Source organism: Streptomyces sp. NPDC052023, from assembly GCF_044548465.1.
In the GTDB taxonomy this organism is placed as follows: domain Bacteria; phylum Actinomycetota; class Actinomycetes; order Streptomycetales; family Streptomycetaceae; genus Streptomyces.
The window spans coordinates 23,353-41,783 of sequence record NZ_JBIUBW010000005.1 but is presented as its reverse complement, the minus strand read 5'-3'; the positions used below and the strand labels follow the sequence as shown (position 1 = coordinate 41,783).

At 72.0% G+C, this 18,431-nt stretch carries 20 protein-coding genes; 8 read left to right on the top strand and 12 right to left on the bottom strand.

Translation table 11 applies throughout. The features are described 5' to 3' along the window. Positions 1 to 122: 122 nt before the first annotated feature. Positions 123 to 584, top strand: a complete 462-nt coding sequence (locus ACIHCM_RS12785) for a Rieske (2Fe-2S) protein (protein ID WP_399893525.1) — start codon at positions 123 to 125, stop codon at positions 582 to 584. A 2-nt stretch (positions 585 to 586) separates the two neighbouring features. On the opposite strand, the gene ACIHCM_RS12780 is transcribed toward ACIHCM_RS12785, so the two are convergent. Continuing rightward, entirely contained in the window at positions 587 to 1,228 is a 642-nt protein-coding gene (locus tag ACIHCM_RS12780; RefSeq protein WP_399893522.1) for a cysteine hydrolase, read from the bottom strand. 132 nt (positions 1,229 to 1,360) lie between these two features. Between ACIHCM_RS12780 and ACIHCM_RS12775 the strand changes: the two genes are divergently transcribed. After that, positions 1,361 to 1,828, top strand: a complete 468-nt coding sequence (locus ACIHCM_RS12775; RefSeq protein ID WP_399893519.1) for a pyridoxamine 5'-phosphate oxidase family protein — start codon at positions 1,361 to 1,363, stop codon at positions 1,826 to 1,828. Between the two features lie 6 nt (positions 1,829 to 1,834). On the opposite strand, the gene ACIHCM_RS12770 is transcribed toward ACIHCM_RS12775, so the two are convergent. Next, complete coding sequence (locus ACIHCM_RS12770) at positions 1,835 to 2,737, bottom strand: LysR family transcriptional regulator (RefSeq protein ID WP_399893517.1); 903 nt, start codon at positions 2,735 to 2,737, stop codon at positions 1,835 to 1,837. 73 nt (positions 2,738 to 2,810) lie between these two features. On the opposite strand from ACIHCM_RS12770, the gene ACIHCM_RS12765 reads away from it, so the two are divergent. After that, on the top strand, positions 2,811 to 3,740 hold the full coding sequence (locus ACIHCM_RS12765; protein ID WP_399893514.1) for a DMT family transporter: 930 nt from the start codon (positions 2,811 to 2,813) through the stop codon (positions 3,738 to 3,740). A 38-nt stretch (positions 3,741 to 3,778) separates the two neighbouring features. On the opposite strand, the gene ACIHCM_RS12760 is transcribed toward ACIHCM_RS12765, so the two are convergent. Both ACIHCM_RS12760 and ACIHCM_RS12755 read right to left on the bottom strand, forming a co-directional pair. Then, positions 3,779 to 4,111 carry a glyoxalase superfamily protein gene (locus ACIHCM_RS12760; protein WP_399893511.1) on the bottom strand — a complete coding sequence of 111 codons (333 nt, stop codon included), beginning with the start codon at positions 4,109 to 4,111 and terminating at the stop codon, positions 3,779 to 3,781. Between the two features lie 172 nt (positions 4,112 to 4,283). Then, positions 4,284 to 5,606, bottom strand: a complete 1,323-nt coding sequence (locus ACIHCM_RS12755; protein WP_399893509.1) for an aminotransferase class I/II-fold pyridoxal phosphate-dependent enzyme — start codon at positions 5,604 to 5,606, stop codon at positions 4,284 to 4,286. A gap of 35 nt (positions 5,607 to 5,641) precedes the next feature. Here ACIHCM_RS12755 and ACIHCM_RS12750 point away from each other — a divergent pair, with 35 nt between their 5' ends. Then, positions 5,642 to 6,322 carry a pyridoxamine 5'-phosphate oxidase family protein gene (locus tag ACIHCM_RS12750; protein WP_399893506.1) on the top strand — a complete coding sequence of 227 codons (681 nt, stop codon included), beginning with the start codon at positions 5,642 to 5,644 and terminating at the stop codon, positions 6,320 to 6,322. On the opposite strand, the gene ACIHCM_RS12745 is transcribed toward ACIHCM_RS12750, so the two are convergent. The 3 genes from ACIHCM_RS12745 to ACIHCM_RS12735 all read right to left on the bottom strand — a co-directional run bounded on the left by ACIHCM_RS12745 (position 6,304) and on the right by ACIHCM_RS12735 (position 9,058). Then, the gene (locus tag ACIHCM_RS12745) at positions 6,304 to 7,242 is read right to left on the bottom strand and encodes a DMT family transporter (RefSeq protein ID WP_399893503.1); all 939 of its coding nucleotides are present in this window, start codon (positions 7,240 to 7,242) and stop codon (positions 6,304 to 6,306) included. The two genes, ACIHCM_RS12750 and ACIHCM_RS12745, sit on opposite strands and share 19 nt — an antisense overlap. Before the next feature lie 190 nt (positions 7,243 to 7,432). Continuing rightward, positions 7,433 to 8,434, bottom strand: coding sequence for an EamA family transporter (locus tag ACIHCM_RS12740; protein ID WP_399893501.1), 1,002 nt, complete (start codon positions 8,432 to 8,434; stop codon positions 7,433 to 7,435). Positions 8,435 to 8,512: 78 nt separating this feature from the next. After that, the gene (locus tag ACIHCM_RS12735) at positions 8,513 to 9,058 is read right to left on the bottom strand and encodes a Clp protease N-terminal domain-containing protein (protein ID WP_399893498.1); all 546 of its coding nucleotides are present in this window, start codon (positions 9,056 to 9,058) and stop codon (positions 8,513 to 8,515) included. 287 nt (positions 9,059 to 9,345) lie between these two features. Here ACIHCM_RS12735 and ACIHCM_RS12730 point away from each other — a divergent pair, with 287 nt between their 5' ends. Beyond that, a complete protein-coding gene (locus ACIHCM_RS12730) occupies positions 9,346 to 9,774 on the top strand; it encodes an SRPBCC family protein (protein ID WP_399893495.1) in 429 nt (142 codons plus the stop codon). A gap of 88 nt (positions 9,775 to 9,862) precedes the next feature. Here ACIHCM_RS12730 and ACIHCM_RS12725 read toward each other — a convergent pair whose 3' ends face one another. Then, the gene (locus ACIHCM_RS12725; protein WP_399893492.1) at positions 9,863 to 10,498 is read right to left on the bottom strand and encodes a PadR family transcriptional regulator; all 636 of its coding nucleotides are present in this window, start codon (positions 10,496 to 10,498) and stop codon (positions 9,863 to 9,865) included. A 485-nt stretch (positions 10,499 to 10,983) separates the two neighbouring features. Here ACIHCM_RS12725 and ACIHCM_RS12720 point away from each other — a divergent pair, with 485 nt between their 5' ends. Beyond that, positions 10,984 to 11,793 (top strand): PhzF family phenazine biosynthesis protein, encoded by an 810-nt coding sequence (locus ACIHCM_RS12720; protein WP_399893489.1) that lies wholly within the window; start codon positions 10,984 to 10,986, stop codon positions 11,791 to 11,793. 89 nt (positions 11,794 to 11,882) lie between these two features. On the opposite strand, the gene ACIHCM_RS12715 is transcribed toward ACIHCM_RS12720, so the two are convergent. Beyond that, complete coding sequence (locus ACIHCM_RS12715) at positions 11,883 to 12,683, bottom strand: CPBP family intramembrane glutamic endopeptidase (protein ID WP_399894589.1); 801 nt, start codon at positions 12,681 to 12,683, stop codon at positions 11,883 to 11,885. A gap of 428 nt (positions 12,684 to 13,111) precedes the next feature. Then, on the bottom strand, positions 13,112 to 14,632 hold the full coding sequence (locus ACIHCM_RS12710; RefSeq protein WP_399893486.1) for a glutamate--cysteine ligase: 1,521 nt from the start codon (positions 14,630 to 14,632) through the stop codon (positions 13,112 to 13,114). Between the two features lie 564 nt (positions 14,633 to 15,196). Between ACIHCM_RS12710 and ACIHCM_RS12705 the strand changes: the two genes are divergently transcribed. Both ACIHCM_RS12705 and ACIHCM_RS12700 read left to right on the top strand, forming a co-directional pair. Beyond that, complete coding sequence (locus ACIHCM_RS12705; RefSeq protein ID WP_399893483.1) at positions 15,197 to 15,790, top strand: hypothetical protein; 594 nt, start codon at positions 15,197 to 15,199, stop codon at positions 15,788 to 15,790. Positions 15,791 to 16,304: 514 nt separating this feature from the next. Further along, positions 16,305 to 16,511, top strand: a complete 207-nt coding sequence (locus tag ACIHCM_RS12700) for a DUF5999 family protein (RefSeq protein ID WP_399893480.1) — start codon at positions 16,305 to 16,307, stop codon at positions 16,509 to 16,511. Positions 16,512 to 16,696: 185 nt separating this feature from the next. On the opposite strand, the gene lysA is transcribed toward ACIHCM_RS12700, so the two are convergent. Both lysA and ACIHCM_RS12690 read right to left on the bottom strand, forming a co-directional pair. After that, on the bottom strand, positions 16,697 to 18,019 hold the full coding sequence (gene lysA, locus ACIHCM_RS12695) for a diaminopimelate decarboxylase (RefSeq protein WP_399893477.1): 1,323 nt from the start codon (positions 18,017 to 18,019) through the stop codon (positions 16,697 to 16,699). Then, positions 18,016 to 18,366 (bottom strand): SAV_915 family protein, encoded by a 351-nt coding sequence (locus tag ACIHCM_RS12690; RefSeq protein WP_399893473.1) that lies wholly within the window; start codon positions 18,364 to 18,366, stop codon positions 18,016 to 18,018. Before ACIHCM_RS12690 ends, lysA begins: the two co-directional genes overlap by 4 nt. Positions 18,367 to 18,431 lie beyond the last annotated feature (65 nt).

Here is an 18,431-nt window from a genome sequence, read left to right as displayed (position 1 = left end):
GCCGTTCCCGCCAGATCTCGATCGAGTGAAGTTGGGCCCGGCCACTGAACTTCGGCCGTCCGTCGGCCGTACTGCTGAACAGATCAAGGGATCACCCAGCGCCTGTGGAAGGGAATGCCAGCATGCCCAGCCAATCGCTTCACACCGAGTCGGGTCCGGCCCGCCGCACCGTCATGGCGGCTGCCGGGGCCGCGGGGCTCGCCGTCGCGCTGACCGCGTGCGGGTCGGGCGAGGATTCGTCCGGATCCGGCGCCGGATCCGACTCCCCGGCGGACTCCGGTTCCGGCGCCGGTGCCGGTGCGGGCGCCGCCCTCGCCAAGACGTCCGACATCCCCGAGGGCGGCGGCAAGGTCATCGGGGACCTGGTGGTCACGCAGCCGACGGCGGGCGAGTACAAGGCGTTCTCCTCCAAGTGCACCCATCAGGGCTGCGCGGTGAAGGACGTCAAGGACGGCGTCATCATCTGCCCCTGTCACGACAGCCGGTTCTCGGCCACCGACGGCAGCGTGCAGCAGGGTCCGGCGACCCAGCCGCTGGCCGCCTCGGAGATCACCGTGTCCGGCGACGAGATCCGCCTCGCCTGACGTCAGCGGCGACGCGGCCGTTCCCAGCAGCCGAGCACCTCGTCCGTGGTCGCGACCGTGGCGACCAATGCGAGGGTGTTGCGGATCATCGCGGGGGTGTACTCGGGGGGCACCCCCGCGACGGCGTCCGCGGGCACCACTGCCGTATAGCCGCGGTTCACCGCGTCGAACACCGCGTTGGGCACGGCCACGTTGGCGGAGACCCCGGTGACGACCAGGGTGCGGCAGCCGAGGTTGCGCAGCAGCGGGTCGACGTCGGTGCCCTGGATCGGCGACAGGCCGTGCAGCCGTCGTACGACGAAGTCCTCCTCGGTGACCTCGATCGGTGCCGCGACGCGCACCGCCGTGGTACCGGCCAGCTGCCGGACGGGCAGCCGTTCGGCGGCGCGGAAGAGGCGGGCGTTGCGGTTCGCGCCGCGGCCGTCGGGCCGGCGTTCGGCGACGGCGTGGATCACCTGGACGCCGCTTCGGTGGGCCGCGGCCACCAGCCGGGCCACATTGCCGAGGGCGCCCGAGGAGCGCACCTCCTTCGCCAGCTCCGGCAGGGCACTGTCCGGGCCGACCACGCCCTGCTGGCACTCGACGGTGAGGAGCACCGTGGTCGCGGGGTCGAGCAGTTCGCTGAGCTGTTCATGCGACGGCATGGCGCCCCCTCGTGGCCGACGGTGTGGGAGCCGGTGAGATGAACCACCATTGCACAGGGACGGACGACGGACCATGCTTTTCTGACATACCGTCAGTTGCCGTTCGTTCGAGGGGAAGCCGAGGGGAAACACATGACAGCCACTCAGCGCCGGGGCCGGAAGATCATGATGACGGCCGGCGAGCTGGACGAGTTTCTGACCGGACAGCGCACCTGCCGGGTCGCCACGGTCTCGGCCGACGGATCGCCGCACGTGAGCACGCTGTGGTTCGCCTGGGACGGCACGTCGATGTGGCTGTACTCCGTGGTGCGCAGCAAGCGGTGGACCGATCTGCGCCGCGATCCGCGGGTGGCGATCGTGGTCGACACCGGTGAGGAGTACGACGAGCTGCGCGGCGTCGAGTTGTCGGGGACCGTCGACTTCGTGGGCGAGGCCCCGCGCACCGGGGAGCTGTGCGCCGAACTCGACCTGCCGGAGACCTTGTTCGCCCGCAAGAACTTCGGCCTGGAGGAGATGCCGCACGACGGACGGCACGCGTGGATGCGGCTCACGCCGTCGAAGACGGTCTCCTGGGACTTCCGCAAGCTCGGCTCGCTGTAGCGCGGCTCAGCCGACGCACTCCCCCGCCGCCCGCAGCGCGGCCACCGCCGCCCGGATCGACGGACGGCGGTCGGCGTCCGCCCGCCAGACGACGTACACATGCCGCCGCACCCGCTGCTTCAGCGGCACGGTGACGACTCCGGCGGGCATGGGGTGGCGGCCGAGCAGCGGACAGATGCAGACGCCGAGCCCGGCGGCCACCAGCGCGAGCTGGGTGTGTGTCTCGGCGGCGCGGTGACCGAGGATCGGCTCGACACCGCGCGAGCGCAGGGTGAACATCAGCCACTCGTGGCAGAACTCGCCCTGACCCCAGGTGATCCACTCGTCCTCGGCGAACTCCCCCAGGTCCACCTCGTCCCGGCCGGCCAGCGGATGCCCCTCGGGCATCGCCACATCGGCGGGGTCGTCGAGGATCGACGCCTTGACCAGGCCGTCGGGCAGGGCCATCGGCTTGTTGTACCAGTCCAGGACCACCGCGAGGTCGAGGTCGCCGCGCACCACGCCCTGGATGCCGCGCTCCGGCTCCAGCTCGCAGGTGCGCAGCCGCAACCCGGGGTGGGCCGTGCGCAGCGCGGCGAGAGCGGTGGGGAACAGCCCGCGGGCGGCGGTCGGGAACGCCGACAGGCGCAGCTCGCCCGCCACCTGGCCGCGCTGCGCCTCCAGGTCGGACTGGGCGAGGGCGACCTGCGACAGGATGCGCGACGCGTGCTGGGCGAGCAGCCGGCCGGCGTCGGTGAGCCGGACGCCCCGCCCGTGCTTGGCGAGCAGCTGCTGGCCGACCTCTCGCTCCAGCTTGGCCAGTTGCTGGGACACGGCCGAGGTGGTGATGTGCAGCCCCTCGGCCGCACCGCTCACCGAGCCGTGCCGGGCGAGCGCGTCGAGGGTGCGGAGGCGGTCCAGACTCAACATGTAAGCGATGCTACGAGATACAACGTGCGAAATCTCGCTTGTTCTACGAAGTTATGTCCCGCATATTGCTTCCGTGACCACCGCCACGACCGACGCCACGCGCACGCCCGTCCGTGCCCTCGCCCGCCGCACGATCGACTGGAGAATCCGCTTCGCGGCCCTGTCGCTGGTCTGGGGCTTCAGCTTTCTGCTCATCAAGGTGGGCACCGACGGCTACGCCCCGTTCCAGGTGACCCTCGGCCGGCTGGTGTTCGGTACGGCGGTGCTCGCGGTGGCGATGGCCATGAGGCGCCGGCGGCTTCCGCGCGGGGCGCGCACCTGGGCCCATCTGACGGTCGCCGCGTTCCTGCTCAACGCGCTGCCGTTCTCGCTGTTCGCCTATGCCGAGCTGACGATCCCGTCCACGCTCGCCGGCATCTGCAACGCCACCTCACCGCTGTGGGGCATGGCCCTGTCCCTGATCGCCCTGTCCGAGGACCGGCCCACCCGGGTCCGGGTCGCAGGCCTCGGCGTGGGCTTCCTCGGGGTGCTGACGGTGCTGGGTGCCTGGCAGGGCTTCACCGGCGTCGATCCCACGGGCACGGCCCTGGCGCTGCTGGCCTCGCTCAGCTATCCGATCGGCTGGATCTACGTCCGGCGCACCCTGGCCGGGTCCGGGGAATCCCATCTGTCCCTGACCGGGGCGCAGTTGCTGCTCGCCACCCTTCAGCTGGCGGTCGTCACGCCGCTGTTCACCAGCCTGCCCACCCGGTTCCCTGTGCTGCCGTCGCTCGCCGTCGTGGCTCTGGGCGCCCTGGGCACGGGCCTGGCGGTGCTCATCCAGTACGGGCTTGTCGCCGAGGTCGGGCCGACCACCGCCCAGATGGTCACCTACTTCATCCCGGTCATCGCCACGGCCGCGGGCGTCGCCGTCCTGGGCGAGTCCCTGGCGTGGTCGACGCCGGTAGGGGCGGTGATCGTGCTGGCGGGGGCGGCGTTGACGCAGGTGCGGCCCAAGGGGTGAAGCGGGGGCGGCCGGCCGCTCCAGGGATGAACCGGCGCTCAGTCCTTCGGCGTGCCGATCCGCAGCCGGTTGCCGTCGGGGTCACGCAGTTCGATCTCCCGGGCCCACGGGGCCTCCCGCACCGGCACACCGAACTCGGCGGCGACCTCGTCCACGTCGGTGAGCCGCAGGTAGACCAGCGTGTCCGGCCGGGCGTCGCCGGTGTGCTCCGACAGGAACAGGCTCACCTGCCCCCGCGCGACCTCCACGAACGCCGGCAGCCCCGGCTCGAAGCGGTGCTCCCACTGCTGGGCGAACCCCAGGCGCTCGTACCAGCGCACCGCCACGGCGGCGTCGGCCACGCGCAGGACCGGGATGACGTCCTCGTTCATGCGGGCATGGTCTCAGAGTTGTGCGTGGCTCCACGATTCCGGAGACGTTCGCGAGGCCACGGTTCCCAAGACATTCACGGGCCCTGGCTCCGGAGACGTTCAAGACGCCACGGCTCCAGACGTTCACGGCGCCATTACTCCGGAGGCGTCCGAGGCGCACGGCTCGGGAGACCTACACGTGGCTGCGCACCGGTGCCGGGCGCACGGCAGCGGCGATCGCCTCGGCCAGCGGTTCCGTCTCGGCCTCGGTGAGCGTGGAGACGGTGACCCTGATGCCGGGTGGGGCGCTCATACGGAACCGGGCCCCGGGGGCGACCGCCCATCCGGCGTGCAGCAGACGGGCGACGGCCGCGGTCTCGTCCGGCACGGGGATCCAGACGTTCAGGCCGCTGCGCCCGTACGCCGCCACCCCGCGCCGCGCGAGTGCGTCGATCAACGCGCCCCGGCGCCGCCCGTACGCCGCCGAGACCGCCACCGGGTCCACCGCGCCGTGCGCCCACAGATGCGCCACCGCGCGCTGCGTGATCCGGCTGACCCAGCCGGGCCCGAGCCGTTGCCTCCCGCGCACCCGGTCCAGCGTGACCTCGTCACCGGTGAGCACGGCGAGCCGCAGGTCCGGACCGTACGCCTTGGCCGCGGAACGGACGAAGGCCCAGTGCCGGGTGACGCCGGCCAGGGTGTGGAGGGGCTGGTCGACGATGCCGTGGCCGTGGTCGTCCTCGATCAGCAAGGTCGCCGGATGCTTGCGGAGCACGGAACGCAGGGCACGCGCGCGTGCGGCGCTCACCACGGCACCGGTGGGGTTCTGCGCGCGGCCGGTGACGACGAAGGCGCGGGCGCCCGCCGCGAGCGCGTGGTCCACCTCGCCGGGGAGCGGCCCGTCGTCGTCGAGGGCTACGGGGAGGATGCGCAGCCCGAGCGCCGGCACCAGGTCGAGCAGCCCGCCCCACCCGGGATCCTCCACGGCGACGGCGTCACCGGGCTTGAGGTGGGCGGCCAGGACCCGCTCGATGGCGTCCAGCGAACCCGAGGTCACCGCGATCGGCCCCGCCGGCACACCCCCGGCGTCCATCCCGGCCCGCGCGAGGCGCGCCAGTCCTGGCTCCACGGGCGTCTCCCCATACAGCACCGGCTCGCGGCCCGCAGCCTCGGCGAACGCGGCCGCCGGCGAGGGCAGCAACGCCGGGTCCGGGTTCCCGGCGGCCATGTCCCGCACGCCTTCCGGAACGTCCGCCGCGATCTCCTCGCGCCCGGTGGTGGCCGGTTTGTACCGCACCCGGCTGCCGCGCCGCCCGTCGGTCTCGATGACGCCGCGCTCCCGCAGGGTCCGGTAGGCGGCGGCCACGGTGTTCGGGTTCACTCCGAGCCGGGACGCCAACTCCCGCATCGGCGGCAGCAGTTGCCCCGGCTCCAGCTCGCCCGCCGCCACCGCGCGCTCCACGCTCGCGGAGATCTCCGCTGCACCCCGGCCGACGATCCGATATTCTCCTAGCACAAAGCTCATTATGCACTAGTACAATGGAGGACGCCATGCAGGGGACCCGGGAGACGTCACCGGCCGCCGCCTACACCCCCACCGACCGGACCGTCCCCACCCGCTCACCGGAGCGCGCGTCCTATGACAAGGATCTGGTGCACGCGATACTCGACGAGGGCCACGTCTGCCACCTGGGCTTCGTCCGCGACGGCGCGCCGGTGGTGCTGCCGACGCTCTACGGCCGGGTCGGCGAGCGGCTCTACGTGCACGGCTCGACCGGCTCGCGCCCGCTGCGGATGACCGGCCGGACCGAGCCCGGCCTGCCGGTGTGCCTGACAGTCACACTCGTCGACGCCCTGGTCCTGGCCCGCTCGGCCTTCCACCACTCGATGAACTACCGCTCCGTGATGGTGCACGGCCTCGCCCACGACGTGACGGACCCCGAGGAGAAGCGGATGGCCCTCGACGCGCTGGTCGACCACGTCGTGGCCGGCCGGTCCCGCGACTCCCGGCCGGCCAACAAGAAGGAGCTCGCCGCCACCGCCGTCATCCGCATCGACCTCGACGAGGTCTCCGCCAAGCTCCGCACCGGCGGTGTCAACGACGAGCCCGAGGACCTGACGCTCCCCCACTGGGCGGGCGTGGTCCCGCTGCGCCAGGGGTACGGCACGCCGGTGCCGGACGCCGATCTCGCGCCCGGCACCGAAGTGCCCGGCTACCTCGACGCGCGCTGACCCCGCGCCCCGCGCGCCTCGGCCACCGCCAGCCCCGCGACCGATCCCAGCATCAGCAGCGTGCCGGCCAGGGTGGCGGTGGTGAGCCGCTCGCCGAGCAGCGTGACGGCCAGGACCGCGGCGCTGACCGGCTCCAGCAGCATGATCACGGACACGGTGGCCGACCGTACGACGGCCGCGCCCGCGAAGTAGAGGGCGTAGGCGAGGGCGGTGGGGATCGCCGCGATATAGACGATGAGCCAGAGCAACTGGGCGGGCTCCGAGGTGTGCGGCACCAAACCCTCCGTCACCGCGAACGGCAGCAGGCACAGGGTCGTGACCGCGAACGCCCAGACGGTGGTGCCGGATGCGTCGGCGCCGCCGTCGCGACCCCAGTAGCGGGTGAGCAAGGTCATCGCGCTGTACCCGGCGGCGGACAGCAGCGCCAGCGCGACACCCCACGGGCGTACGGCCGTGTCGCCGCCGCCGAACACGAGCACGCCGAGTCCCGTCAGCGCGCCGGCGACGGCCGCCACGCCGGCCCGGCCGAGCCGCTCCCCCATCGTCAGGCGTGCGCCGAGCGCGATGAGCACGGGACCCGCGCCGAGCGTGACCACGGTGGCGACGGCGAGGCCGGTCGCGGAGACGGCGGCGAAGTAGGCCGTCTGGAACACCGCCAGCCCGAGGCCGGTGGCGCCGATCCGCAGGGCCTTGCGGGCGAGCGCCTCGGGGGCGGCGACGGCGCGCGGGCGCAGCTGACGGGCGGCGAGCAGCAGGAGCAGGCCCGCCGCACAGCGCCAGAAGGACAGGGCGACGGAGCCCATGTCACTGGCGCGGTAGACCAGCGAGGCGGCCGCGCCCGCGGTGCCCCAGGCGGTACCGGCGACGATCAGATACAGGAGGCCTCGCCCGACGGGCAGGCCGGAAGCAACAGTGGACACGCGTTTTCTCCGCAGTTGCGCAGGAGCGCAGAAGTTCGGGAAGGACCGCCGCTCAGCGGGGTCCGCGGACGACTTCCGCGGGCAGCACCGTTCAGCCCGGCGCGACAGCGCGGGGCGTGGAGGTCCGGAGGGCCCGCCTCAGGCGGCCGGAGGCGGAAGTACGCGTGCGTCCGAATGCATGATCGATACTCTATGCGGCCGTTCCCCGGGCGGACAACTCACGCTCGGGACCGCCACCGGCCACCACCGGCTCCGGCGAGCCCTTCGTGGGCGCCGACGACTGCGCGATGAACGCGCCGGCCAGCACGACCGCGCCGCCCACGATCTGCGGGGCCGAGAGATGCTCGCCGAGCAGCACCCAGGCCAGCACGGTCGCGATGACCGCCTCCAGACACGCCACCACCCCCGCGACCTGCGGGGAGAGCCTGCGGACGGAGAACACGCCGGTGACGTAGGCGACGACGGTGGCGATCAGCACGATCCAGGCCAGCAGCGCGGCGGCCGGGACGGCGGTGCCGTCCATGTGCGCGGTGCCCCTGAGCACCGACCAGTCCATGCCCCAGGGACGGGCCACGACGGTCAGCACGGCGGCGCCGATCAGCAGCCCGTACGCGATCACCCCCAGCGGGTCCGGGGCGTCGGCGCCGGAGTCGCTGCCCTGGTCGGACAGCACGAAGTAGCCGACCTGGCAGCAGGCGGCGCCGAGGGCGAGCAGCAGGCCGAGGGCGTCGAAGCCGAGACCGGCCCATACCTCGACCACACAGGCGAGGCCGCCGACCGCGAGCACCACGCCGAGCGCCGCGGCGCGTGTCACGGGCCGCCGCTGCACGAACCGCACCCAGCCGAGCACCAGGGCGGGCGCGAGGTACTCGACGAGCAGTGCGACACCGACCGGTATGCGCGAGATCGCGGCGAAGTAACAGGCCTGCACACCGGCGACGGCCAGCAGCCCGAACCCGGCGAGCAGCGCGGGGCGGCGGCGCAGCAGTGCGCGGTGCCGCACGGCGAGCGGCAGCATCACCAGGGCGGCGCCTGCCACCCGCAGCCACACCACGTGCAGTGGGTCGAGGCCCGCCTCGATCAGCGGCTTGGCCGCGACTCCTGATCCGCCGAAGGCGACCGCAGACCCGAGCGCGAGCGCGAGCCCGGCGCCCCTGCCGCGGCTGACTGAGCTGCTGACTGACGTATGCACCCGGACATGATGGCAGGCGACGACATGACCGTCATCCTTGATGACTCCTGTCTCACCCGCTGGACCACGGACGCCCCTTCAGCACCCGGCGTCCGCGCCCCCGACACACTCCTGCGAGCCGTACTCGATCCGCAGAAACAGCTCGGGCACGTCCACCCCGGCGCGTTCCAGCACCTCGACGGCGCGCGACCGCGGGTCCACGACGATCCCGGCGAGCAGATCGAGACCGCGGGCCCGCGCGTCGCCGCGGCGCGCGGCACGTTCCGTGGCGTAGGCCATCGCCGTGGCGGCCGGCGTCGAATGGCCCGCCGCCCCGGTCACGACCGGGATCGCGCCGGAGTCCTCGACGGTGGTCTGCCAGCGCAGGCCGTAGCCGATGCTGCGCTGCACGAGGTAGCCGAGCAGGCGCGCCAGTTGGGGTTCGCTGTCGAAGGCGGCGCGCACCTCGGGGTCGTACTCCAGGAGCGAGTGCAGCAGGTGGGCGGTGTCGACCTGCCGGTCCCCGTCCCGCACAGCCCGCCTGCGGGCACCGGCGACCACCGCTGCCAGCTCGTCGCTGAGCCTGGCATCGTTGTCCACACCGGGGTCTTCGCCGGCCTGCTGCCGGGGGATCGGGTACTGCACACCCCCTACCTCATCAGTCCCCTCGGGTCCGGTCATCCCCGGCCAGAACCATTTCCGCGTCCCACACCCAGGGGACATCCCTGGCCACAATCTCCTCCTCAGGGAGGAGATCAGACCGAAACCGGCCGTGGGGCGCGCGTATCGCTGCGTACCGCTGAGCGCGTCGTGCCGCACTCCGGGCCGCCCGTCGCGGACATCCAGATTTCCTGACGCTTCGTCAGTATTGAATGTTGCAGGCCCTGCGGCTACGTTCCGCGACACCGAAGCCGACACGAAGAGGTGGTCGCATGGCCGAAGTCAGCGCGGAGGCACGCATCGAGGCGCCGGCCGAGAAGGTGTGGGCCCAGCTCACGGACTGGTCCGCGTACGGGGAGTGGAACGCCACCCACACCAGCTTCCCCAAGGGCGGCCCCACGACACTCGAGACGGGCGCGACCTTCCTGGAGAACATGAAACTGATGGGCTTCCCGGCCGAGGTCGAGTGGACCGTGGAGGAGCTGACACCGGCCCGCGTACTGGCGATTCGCGGCAAGGGCCCGATGTCCGTGACCGTCGCCACGCGCTACACCCTGGTCCCCGACGGCGACGCCACGACGGTCCGGATCGACGGTGAGTTCACCGGCGCGGCGGTCTCCCTGATGGCGGGCAAGCTCAAGGACTCGGCGACGGCCGCGCTGCACGAGTCGCTGCGGAAACTGGCGGGGCTCGTCGCCTGAACCGGCGCCGCACACCTCGGCCTCGAAGCTACGACGCGGCGCCCCGCGGATCGCTCCACGGGGCGCCTGTGGTGCCGTACGGCAGGTGTCAGTGCTCGTCGGCGAGGATCAGGTACAGCTTCTTGCGTGCCTCGTTGATGACGGCGAGCGCCTTCTCGCGCTGCTGTTTGTCGCCGGTCTTCCAGACCTGCCCGAAGGCCTCCATCAGACCGAAGCCGGCCTGCCGGATCTCACCGAGGGCCTCCCAGTCGACGCCGCGCGAGGCCTCTTCCCAGGGGGTCTCCGGGCCCTCCTCGGCCGCCGTGCGGCCGGCCTCGGTGAGCGCGAGCAGCTTCTTGCCGCCCTCGGACTCGCTGACGATCAGCCCCTCGTCCTCCAGCAGCTGAAGGGTGGGGTACACCGAGCCCGGGCTGGGCTTCCACGCCCCGCCGCTGCGCTCGGCGATCTCCTGGATCATCTCGTAACCGTGCATCGGACGATCCTTCAGCAGGGCAAGGATCGAGGCGCGTACATCACCGCGCCGCGCCCTTCCCCTCGGTCCGCCGCGCCCTCGTCCCCCCCAGGGACCGGGGCCGAAGCCACCGAACCCGCCCGGGCCACCGTGCCCGAAACCGTGCCCGCCCGGACCGAAGGGACCGAAGGCGGCCCGCAGAGCGTCGAAGTCGCCCCGGCCGCGCCGGGGGCCGTCGTGCCCGTGTCCACGCTCGTATCCGTGGGTGTGCATCGTCATCCCTCCATCTGCTTGGTGATCTAGCGCTGATCTAGTGCAGATCTACCGTTGATCTGTCGCGATATCTCAACGATATATCGGCACAGTCCGTCGAGCAAGGTTCGGTGTTCTGCTGGGGTGGGTGCTGGTTGGCCCGTCGAACACGAGGACCGGTGGATCCTGAACCTTCGCGGCAAGCGCGTCACCGAGATCAGCGTGGCCCGCCGGCTCGTGCCGCCCCTCGACTCGTACTGGGATGTCGCCTGTGAAGCGCTGCCCGGAGGCGAGCTCGCCGTCCGGTCCGGCTTGGGAACGGGCGCGTCCCGGCCCGGTAGGCGCTGCGGCAGGCAGGAGACCTGCGGTCCGTCCCGACGGACCGACTCGCCGGCGACAGGACACTCACCGGCAGGCAGCCGCGTCCAGCCGCACCCCGGAACCGGTCCACAGATCGCGAATTGGCCTTGGTCCGCGGGGCCGCACGGGTCCTAACGTCGACAGCCATGCGGATTCGAATCGTCGACGCCTTCACCGACCGCCCCTTCGCCGGCAACCCGGCCGGGGTCATGCTCCTCGACGCCTTCCCCGAGGACGACTGGATGCAGAGCGTGGCCCTCGAGGTCAACCACGCCGAGACGGCCTTCGCCCATCCCCTGCCCGAGGGTGGCGAGGCCGACTGGGCGCTGCGCTGGTTCACGCCGGCGGCCGAGGTGGCGATGTGCGGTCACGCCACGCTCGCCACGGCCCACGTCCTGCACAGCACGGGCGCCCACGCGGGGCCGGTACGGTTCGCCACACGCAGCGGCGTGCTCGTGGCGACGCCCCGCGAGGACGGTTCGATCACGATGGACTTCCCCACCGCCCCGCTCACGGTGACCGAGGTCCCCGAAGGCCTCGCCGAGGCACTGGGCGCGCAGCCGCGGACCGCGATCGACACGGGCCCGAACGTCGGGGACCTGCTGGTGGAGCTCGCCGACGAGCAGACCGTCCACGCCCTGCGTCCCGACCTCAGGGCCATCGGGGCCCACTCGTCGCGCGGTGTGATCGCCACCGCCCGCGCCGCGGACCCCGCCCTCGGCTACGACTACGTCTCCCGTTGCTTCTTCCCCAACGTCGGCATCGACGAGGACCCGGTCACCGGCAGTGCCCACACCGCGCTGGCGCCGTTCTGGTCCGAGCGGCTCGGCCGCGCCGAACTGACCGGCCTGCAGGCCTCGACCCGCTCCGGCCGCGTGCGCACGGAACTGCGCGGCGAGCGCACGCTGCTGAGCGGCCGGGCGGTGACGGTGATCGAGGGCGAACTGCTCGCCTAGCGGTGCGTCGTGGACCGATCTCGGCGTCGCGGGGGCCCCTGGGCGGCCGGTGCTGCTGCTCGTGGCCGACCTGAGCGACGAGAACGCCCTCAGGCAGTGGGCAGCCAGTCCACCTTGCCGGCGAGCAGGGCATAGCCCACGAAGGCCCCGATGTCGAGCAGCGTGTGCGCGACCACCAGAGGGCCGACGCGGCCCCAACGCCGGTACAGGTAGACGAAGACGACGCCCATCACCAGGTTGCCGATGAAGCCGCCGATGCCCTGGTAGAGGTGGTAGGAGCCGCGCAGCACGGAGCTGGCCGCCAGCGCGGCGCCGGGCGACCAGCCCAGCTGGTCGAGCCGGCGCAGCAGATAACCGACGACGATGACCTCTTCGACGATCGAGTTCTGCAGGGCCGACAGGATCAGCACCGGGAACTTCCACCACACGTCGGGCAGGGCCTCGGGGACGACCGTGAGGTTGAAGCCGAGGCCCCGTGCGGCGAGGTAGAAGGCGATACCGGTGCTGCCGATCACCGCGGCGATCGCGGCCCCGCGCCCGAGGTCCGGCCAGGGCCGGGTGCGGTCGAACCCCAAAACCTTGAGGCTCTGGCCCTCGCGCATCAGGAAGTGCGCGACCAGGGCGACGGGGACCAGCGCGGTGGTGATCCCGAACAGCTGCCAGGCCAGATCGAGCCAGGGCCGGCCCGGCGCGGCGGAGGCGTTGAGCGTGGCGGCCTGGTCCTTCAGCCCACCGGGCCTGGTGACGGACCCGACGAAGCTGATGACCGCGGACACGGCGCTGGCACCCAGCGACAGAGCGAGGACGAGCAGGGTCTCGTCCCGCAGCACCCGCCGCGACGGCACCCCGCCCGCCGCGGCACCCTCCACGGTTCCCGCCTCACCCTGCACGCCCGCCTCCAGCCGAGTAGTCCAGCGCACGTCTTCGCTCCAGGCACGAAGATCCCACCGGACAGCCTCGCAGACGCACCTGTGCCCCGGCTCCCGACCCTTGGCTCGCCAGGCGACGCCCACACGGCCCGGCCTGCGCTCACCCCGCCCGGACCGCCGCCTCCGGCAACCCCACCGGCCATGTGTGCACCGGCTCGCCCTCACACATCAACGCCACGTGGCCGCAACCGGCGCGGCATCCCCGGACAAACCCGCCCACCAGGGCCCAACGGCCCCACCTGCGCTCACCCCGCCCGGACCGCCGCCTCCGGCAACCCCACCGGCCACGTGCGCACCGGCTCGCCCTCACACATCAACGCCACGTGGTCGCAACCGGCGCGGCATCCCGGACAAGCCCGCCCACCAGGGCCCAACGGCCCCACTTGGCCTCACCCCGCCCGGACCGCCGCCTCCGGCAACCCCACCGGCCATGTGTGCACCGGCTCGCCCAGACGCATCAACTCCGCGTAACGCCGCGTTGTCGCAGCCAGCGCGGCGTCACGGGACAGCCCGCCCTCCAGGGCCCGGTGGAAGGTCGCGACCTGCCAGGACGCGCCGTTCACCCGTCGCCGGCACCGCTCGTCGATCACGCCGAGGTACAGGTCCCGGTCCGCCGGTTCGACGCCCCAGGCGTCCAGGCCGGCCTCGGCGAGCGGCAACAGCTCGTCGCGTACGAGACTCACCGCGTCGACCTCGGTCGTGCCGCCGTACCGGCCCCGCCGTGGCCAGGTGAAGCGCGCGTCGATGCCGTACCGGCACGCGGCGTCGAAGTTGGCCTCGGCGGCCTCGAAGGGCAGCCGGGTCCACACCGGCCGGGCGTCCTCGGCGAGGGCGCGGATGAGGCCGTAGTAGAAGGCCGCGTTGGCGAGGACGTCGATGATGGTCGGACCGGCCGGCAGCACCCGGTTCTCGACCCGCAGATGGGGGACGCCGTCGGCGATGCCGTACACGGGCCGGTTCCAGCGGTACACCGTGCCGTTGTGCAGCACCAGCTCCGCCAGTTTCGGCACTCCGCCCGCGTCGAGCACGGCCAGCGGATCCTCGTCGTCGCAGATCGGCAGCAGCGCGGGGTAGTAGCGCAGGTTCTCCTCGAAGAGGTCGAACGCCGAAGTGATCCAGCGCTCCCCGAACCAGGTGCGCGGCCGGACGCCCTGCGCCTGGAGTTCGGGCGGGCGGGTGTCGGTGGACTGCTGGAACAGCGGCGGGCGGGACTCGCGCCACAGCTCACGGCCGAACAGGAACGGCGAGTTCGCCCCCATCGCTATCTGCGCGGCGGTCGCGGCCTGTGCGGCGTTCCACACGTCGGCGAACCGCCCGGGCGTGACCTGGAGATGCAACTGCACCGACGTGCAGGCGGCCTCCGGCGCGATCGACTTCGAGGTGCACGTCAGATGCTCGACGCCGTCGATGTCGAGCGTGAAGTCCTCGCCCCGGGCGGCCACGATCTGGTCGTTGAGCAGGACGTAGCGGTCCACGTCGGAGAGGTTCGAGGAGACCAGGTCGTCCCGTTCGAGGGTCGGCAGAATACCGATCATCACGATTCCGGCGTCCACCTCACCGGCTTTCCGGTGGGCATATGCCAGTGACGTACGGAGTTCTTCGGCGAGCCGGTCGAATACCCGGCCTCCCAGCCTGTGCGGGGCGATGTTGACTTCCAGGTTGAACATGGCGAGTTCTGTTTGGAAATCGCGGCTGGCGATCCTTTCGAGGACCTGCCCGTTGAGCATTCTGGGCATACCGTCGTCCCCCGCGAGGTTCAGCTCGATCTCCAGCCCCATCAGGTTCTTCGGCCGATCGAACCGCTTCTCCTCCAGCAGCCGTTCCAGCCCCTGCAGGCACTGCTGGAGCTTGGTGCGGTAGCGCTGGCGATCGGACAGGTCGAACGCGCCCGCCACGACCTTCTCCCCCATCGACGCGTCCCTCCTCGGTGGGCGGGCCGAAAGATCCGGCCGCCGGTGTCCGGGTCAGGGTGGATGATGCCCAGCCCGGGCGATCCATAACGCCCCCGGCGAACGCTCACAGCCGCTACTCTGGCCCCTTGAGCCAAGAAGATCGGCGGCACATTCACCGGGCATGACGCCGTGTGCATTTTCCGCCGTCGACGACCTCGTGAAAAACGCCGACGAGAATTGGCCGACCGCAGCGTGGGCATTTCCCGAGGTCATCGAGGTGTCCCCCCTTCGGAATCGGGATGTTTTCCACGTAACGCCGACCGAATGAACTCTTGTGCGAGTGCCCCGGAACGGTTAGACGAAACACCGGCTGAACAAATGTCGTATAAACTCGGTCGACAGGGCAGCAGGCTGGCGCCCATGGTCGGAGGAAACTGCCGTCGTCGATCACGCCCGGCAGGCCTCACACCCACACCGTCGTTCACAGACCCCGGCCCCGCCTGCCTGCCCCCGTGAGCTGACAGCGCCGTCCGCCCCGCCTACGTCGCGCCACCCTGCCTGTCGAATGAGAGGCGACCCACCATGCCGCTGCTTGTCCCCCCGGCGCCCGCGCCCGCACTTCGCTCCGTCCTCACGGCCCTCGGTTCCCCCACCGCGGTCCGCGAGGCCCGAACTCCCGCCCTGCGCGCCGCCCAGGGCCCCGTCACCCCCGAGCTCCCGCTGCCGGTCCATGTGCTGGACCGGATCACCGACAAGGGCGAACCGGTCACCCGACTGGCCGGATGGCGCTTCCTGATCCGCTCCGGCGACCATGCGGTTGCGGCGGCGGAGACCATGCTGACGCCCGACGGCTGGGCGTTCTCGCACTTCTTCGAGGGGCCGTACATCGTCTCCACCGAGCAGGCGCTGCGCCAGGCCGAGAATCTCACCCAGTCGTACCAGGCGCGTCTGCTGTCCGTGCCCGGCCTGTACATGCTCACGCTCTGGCTGCACGAGGACCGCGCCTCGGACGGCACCGCCGGCCACCCCGCGGCGACCGATCTGCTCGTCCCGCTCGCTCCCGCCCCACCCGGCATCGCGGCCAACCGGCCGCACCGGGTCGCCGACCTGCTCCCGGTGCTGACCCTCCGGGTGCCGCCGGCCCCGCCCACGCCGCTGCTCGGCTCACCGGCCTGACCGACGGCCGGACATCACGCAGCGCACTCCGTTCTCCCGTACCCCCGCCACCGGACCCCCGGCGGCGGGGTACGCCGCTGTTTCGGGCGCCTCCCGCATTTCCCGTATTTCCGCCGTTGCCGTGTCGTCACTCTGTTCTCGCCGCCACCGCGCCGCCACCCGCTTTCGCCATCGCGCTGCCACCGCTTTCGCCACCGCACGGCTACCCGCTCGTACGAGTGCCTATTCGCTCGTACGAGCCGAAAACGCTGTCCGACCCGTCCGGACTAGCCCCATCCGGCCACCCCGAACCACCCGAAGAGACAGTGCAGTTGGGATGAACCGTCCGCGCGGGTGATGCGTCATCAACCTGTGAAGAAGCGGTGCGGCGAAATCCCTGCGGAATGACGCCCGTGGGGGAACACTGGGTTCGACCGACTGATGACAACGGGGGGCGGCCATGAACGAAGCTTCACGCCGCGGGACAGATACGACAGCATTCACGGACGACACGACAAAGCGAAAGATCCCTTCCATGTGCCAGCACCAGCCACCGTGCCCCTCCGCCGACTCCGCCGACCGGGAATCCGCCCGTCTCGTGGCGCACCACCCGGAGCAGGGCTGGAGCCTGCTGTGCAACGGTGTCGTGCTCTTCGAGGACACCGGTGAGCTCCTGCCCGACGGCCAGATCATCGCCCCGCACCGGCTGCCGGCCGGCAGCCAGGTGATGACTGCCGCCTGAGGCGGGGCGGGCGGCGCACGCCGCCCGAGGACAACAAGGGGCCGGCCCGCGGACGTGCACCGCGAACCGGCCCCGACGCTTGTCCGGGCACCGTCACTCCCCGTGGTCGCCCACACCCGGACCGGCAATCAGCACCTCCGGGCGAGGATGAGCCGTCACCCGCCCGGAGGTTGTCCAGAAGGCCGCTACAGCCCTACATCCCTGCCGCGGATGTCCTCCAGCGACTCCCGCCGTACCAGCAGCCGGGCGCGGCCGTCCGCGACGGCGGCCACCGGCGGGCGGCCGACCAGGTTGTAGCCGGAGGCCATGGACAGGTGGTAGGCGCCGGCCACGGGGACGGCGAGCAGGTCGCCGGGACGTACGTCGGAGGGGAGTTCGACGTCGGCGGCCAGGACGTCACCCGCCTCGCAGTGCCGGCCGACGACGGTCACCCGCGCCCTGGGCGCCGTGCTGTGGCGGCCGGTGAGGCGTGGGGCGTACCGCACGCCGTACAGGGCGGGCCGGGGATTGTCGCTCATGCCGCCGTCGACGGCGACGAAGGTGTGCCGGCCGGTGCGTTTGACGGCCAGCACGTGGTACAGGGCGATGCCTGCCGGACCCACGATCGCCCGGCCCGGTTCGATGAACAGACGGGGCACGGCGAGTCCGGCCGCCGCACACGCCTCGTCCAGTTCGGTTCGCACCCGGCGGGCCAGAGCCGTGAGATCCAGGGCGGGTTCGCCGGGGCGGTAGGCGATGCCGTGACCGCCGCCCAGATCGAGTTCGGACAGGACCAGGCCGTGCTGGTCGTGCAGCCGGGCCATCAGGCCCACCATGCGGCGTACGGCGGCCAGATAGGGCTTGACACTGGTGATCTGCGAGCCCAGATGGCAGTGCAGACCGGTGAGTTCGAGCTGGGGCTGGCCGAGGATGCGGGTGATGGCGTGCTGGGCGTAGCCGTCGGAGAGGGAGAGGCCGAACTTCTGGTCGTCGGTGCCCGTGCGGATCGTGTCGTGGCCGCCGGCGCCGATGCCGGGTACGACCCGGACCATGACCTTCTGGTGTCCCTCGGGCCCCACGGCCGCCGCGAGCCGGGCGATCTCCGAGGGGCTGTCGATGACGATCCGGCCGACGCCGAGGCGCAGCGCGGCCTGAAGATCCTGCGGGGACTTGGCGTTGCCGTGCAGCACGATCCGTTCCGGCGGGAAGCCGGTCGTCACCGCCAGCTCCAGCTCACCGGCCGAGCAGACATCGAGGCCCAGGCCCTCCTCGGCCATCCAGTGGACCAGCGCACGGCACATGAACGCCTTGGCCGCGTAGAGGACTTCGGTGTCCGGGAACGCGTGCAGATACGTGCGGCAGCGGTCGCGCACCTCGCCCTCGTCGAGGACGTAGACGGGGGTGCCGAAGCGTTCGGCGACCTCGGCGAGCGATACGCCGGCCACCGTGAGGTCGCCCAGGGCGGGCTCGGTGGTGGACGCGGGCCACACCGACAGGTCGGTGAGGACGGGTTCGTGGAGGGTGGTCATCGCACGGTCCCTTCGGCCGGAGCGAGAGCCGCCTCGGGGTCCCAGCTCGGGAGCGGCTGGGGGGCCGGTGCGGAGAACACCGGGTCCACCGTGACGAGGGTGACACCGAGCGGGGCGGTCAGTGCCCGCAGGGCGGGTTCGGCGAGCCTGATCCAGTGCTGGCCGGTACCGAGTACGGCGGCCAGGGCGCTCGCGGAGGTGAAGCCGACGGCCGTACGGTCGCCGAGCGGTGTGCGGAAGATACGGGCCGCGCACCCGGCCTGACCCGGCCGGACCGGGACGAACAGTGGTCCGGCCGGGGACCGATCAGAGGGCTCGGGATCGTCGGCGCCGAGGAGTTCTGTCATGGGATGCCTCCGGAGGAGTCAGCGTGCCGGCCCCGGACGCGGGGAGGCGTACCGGGGCTCGTCGT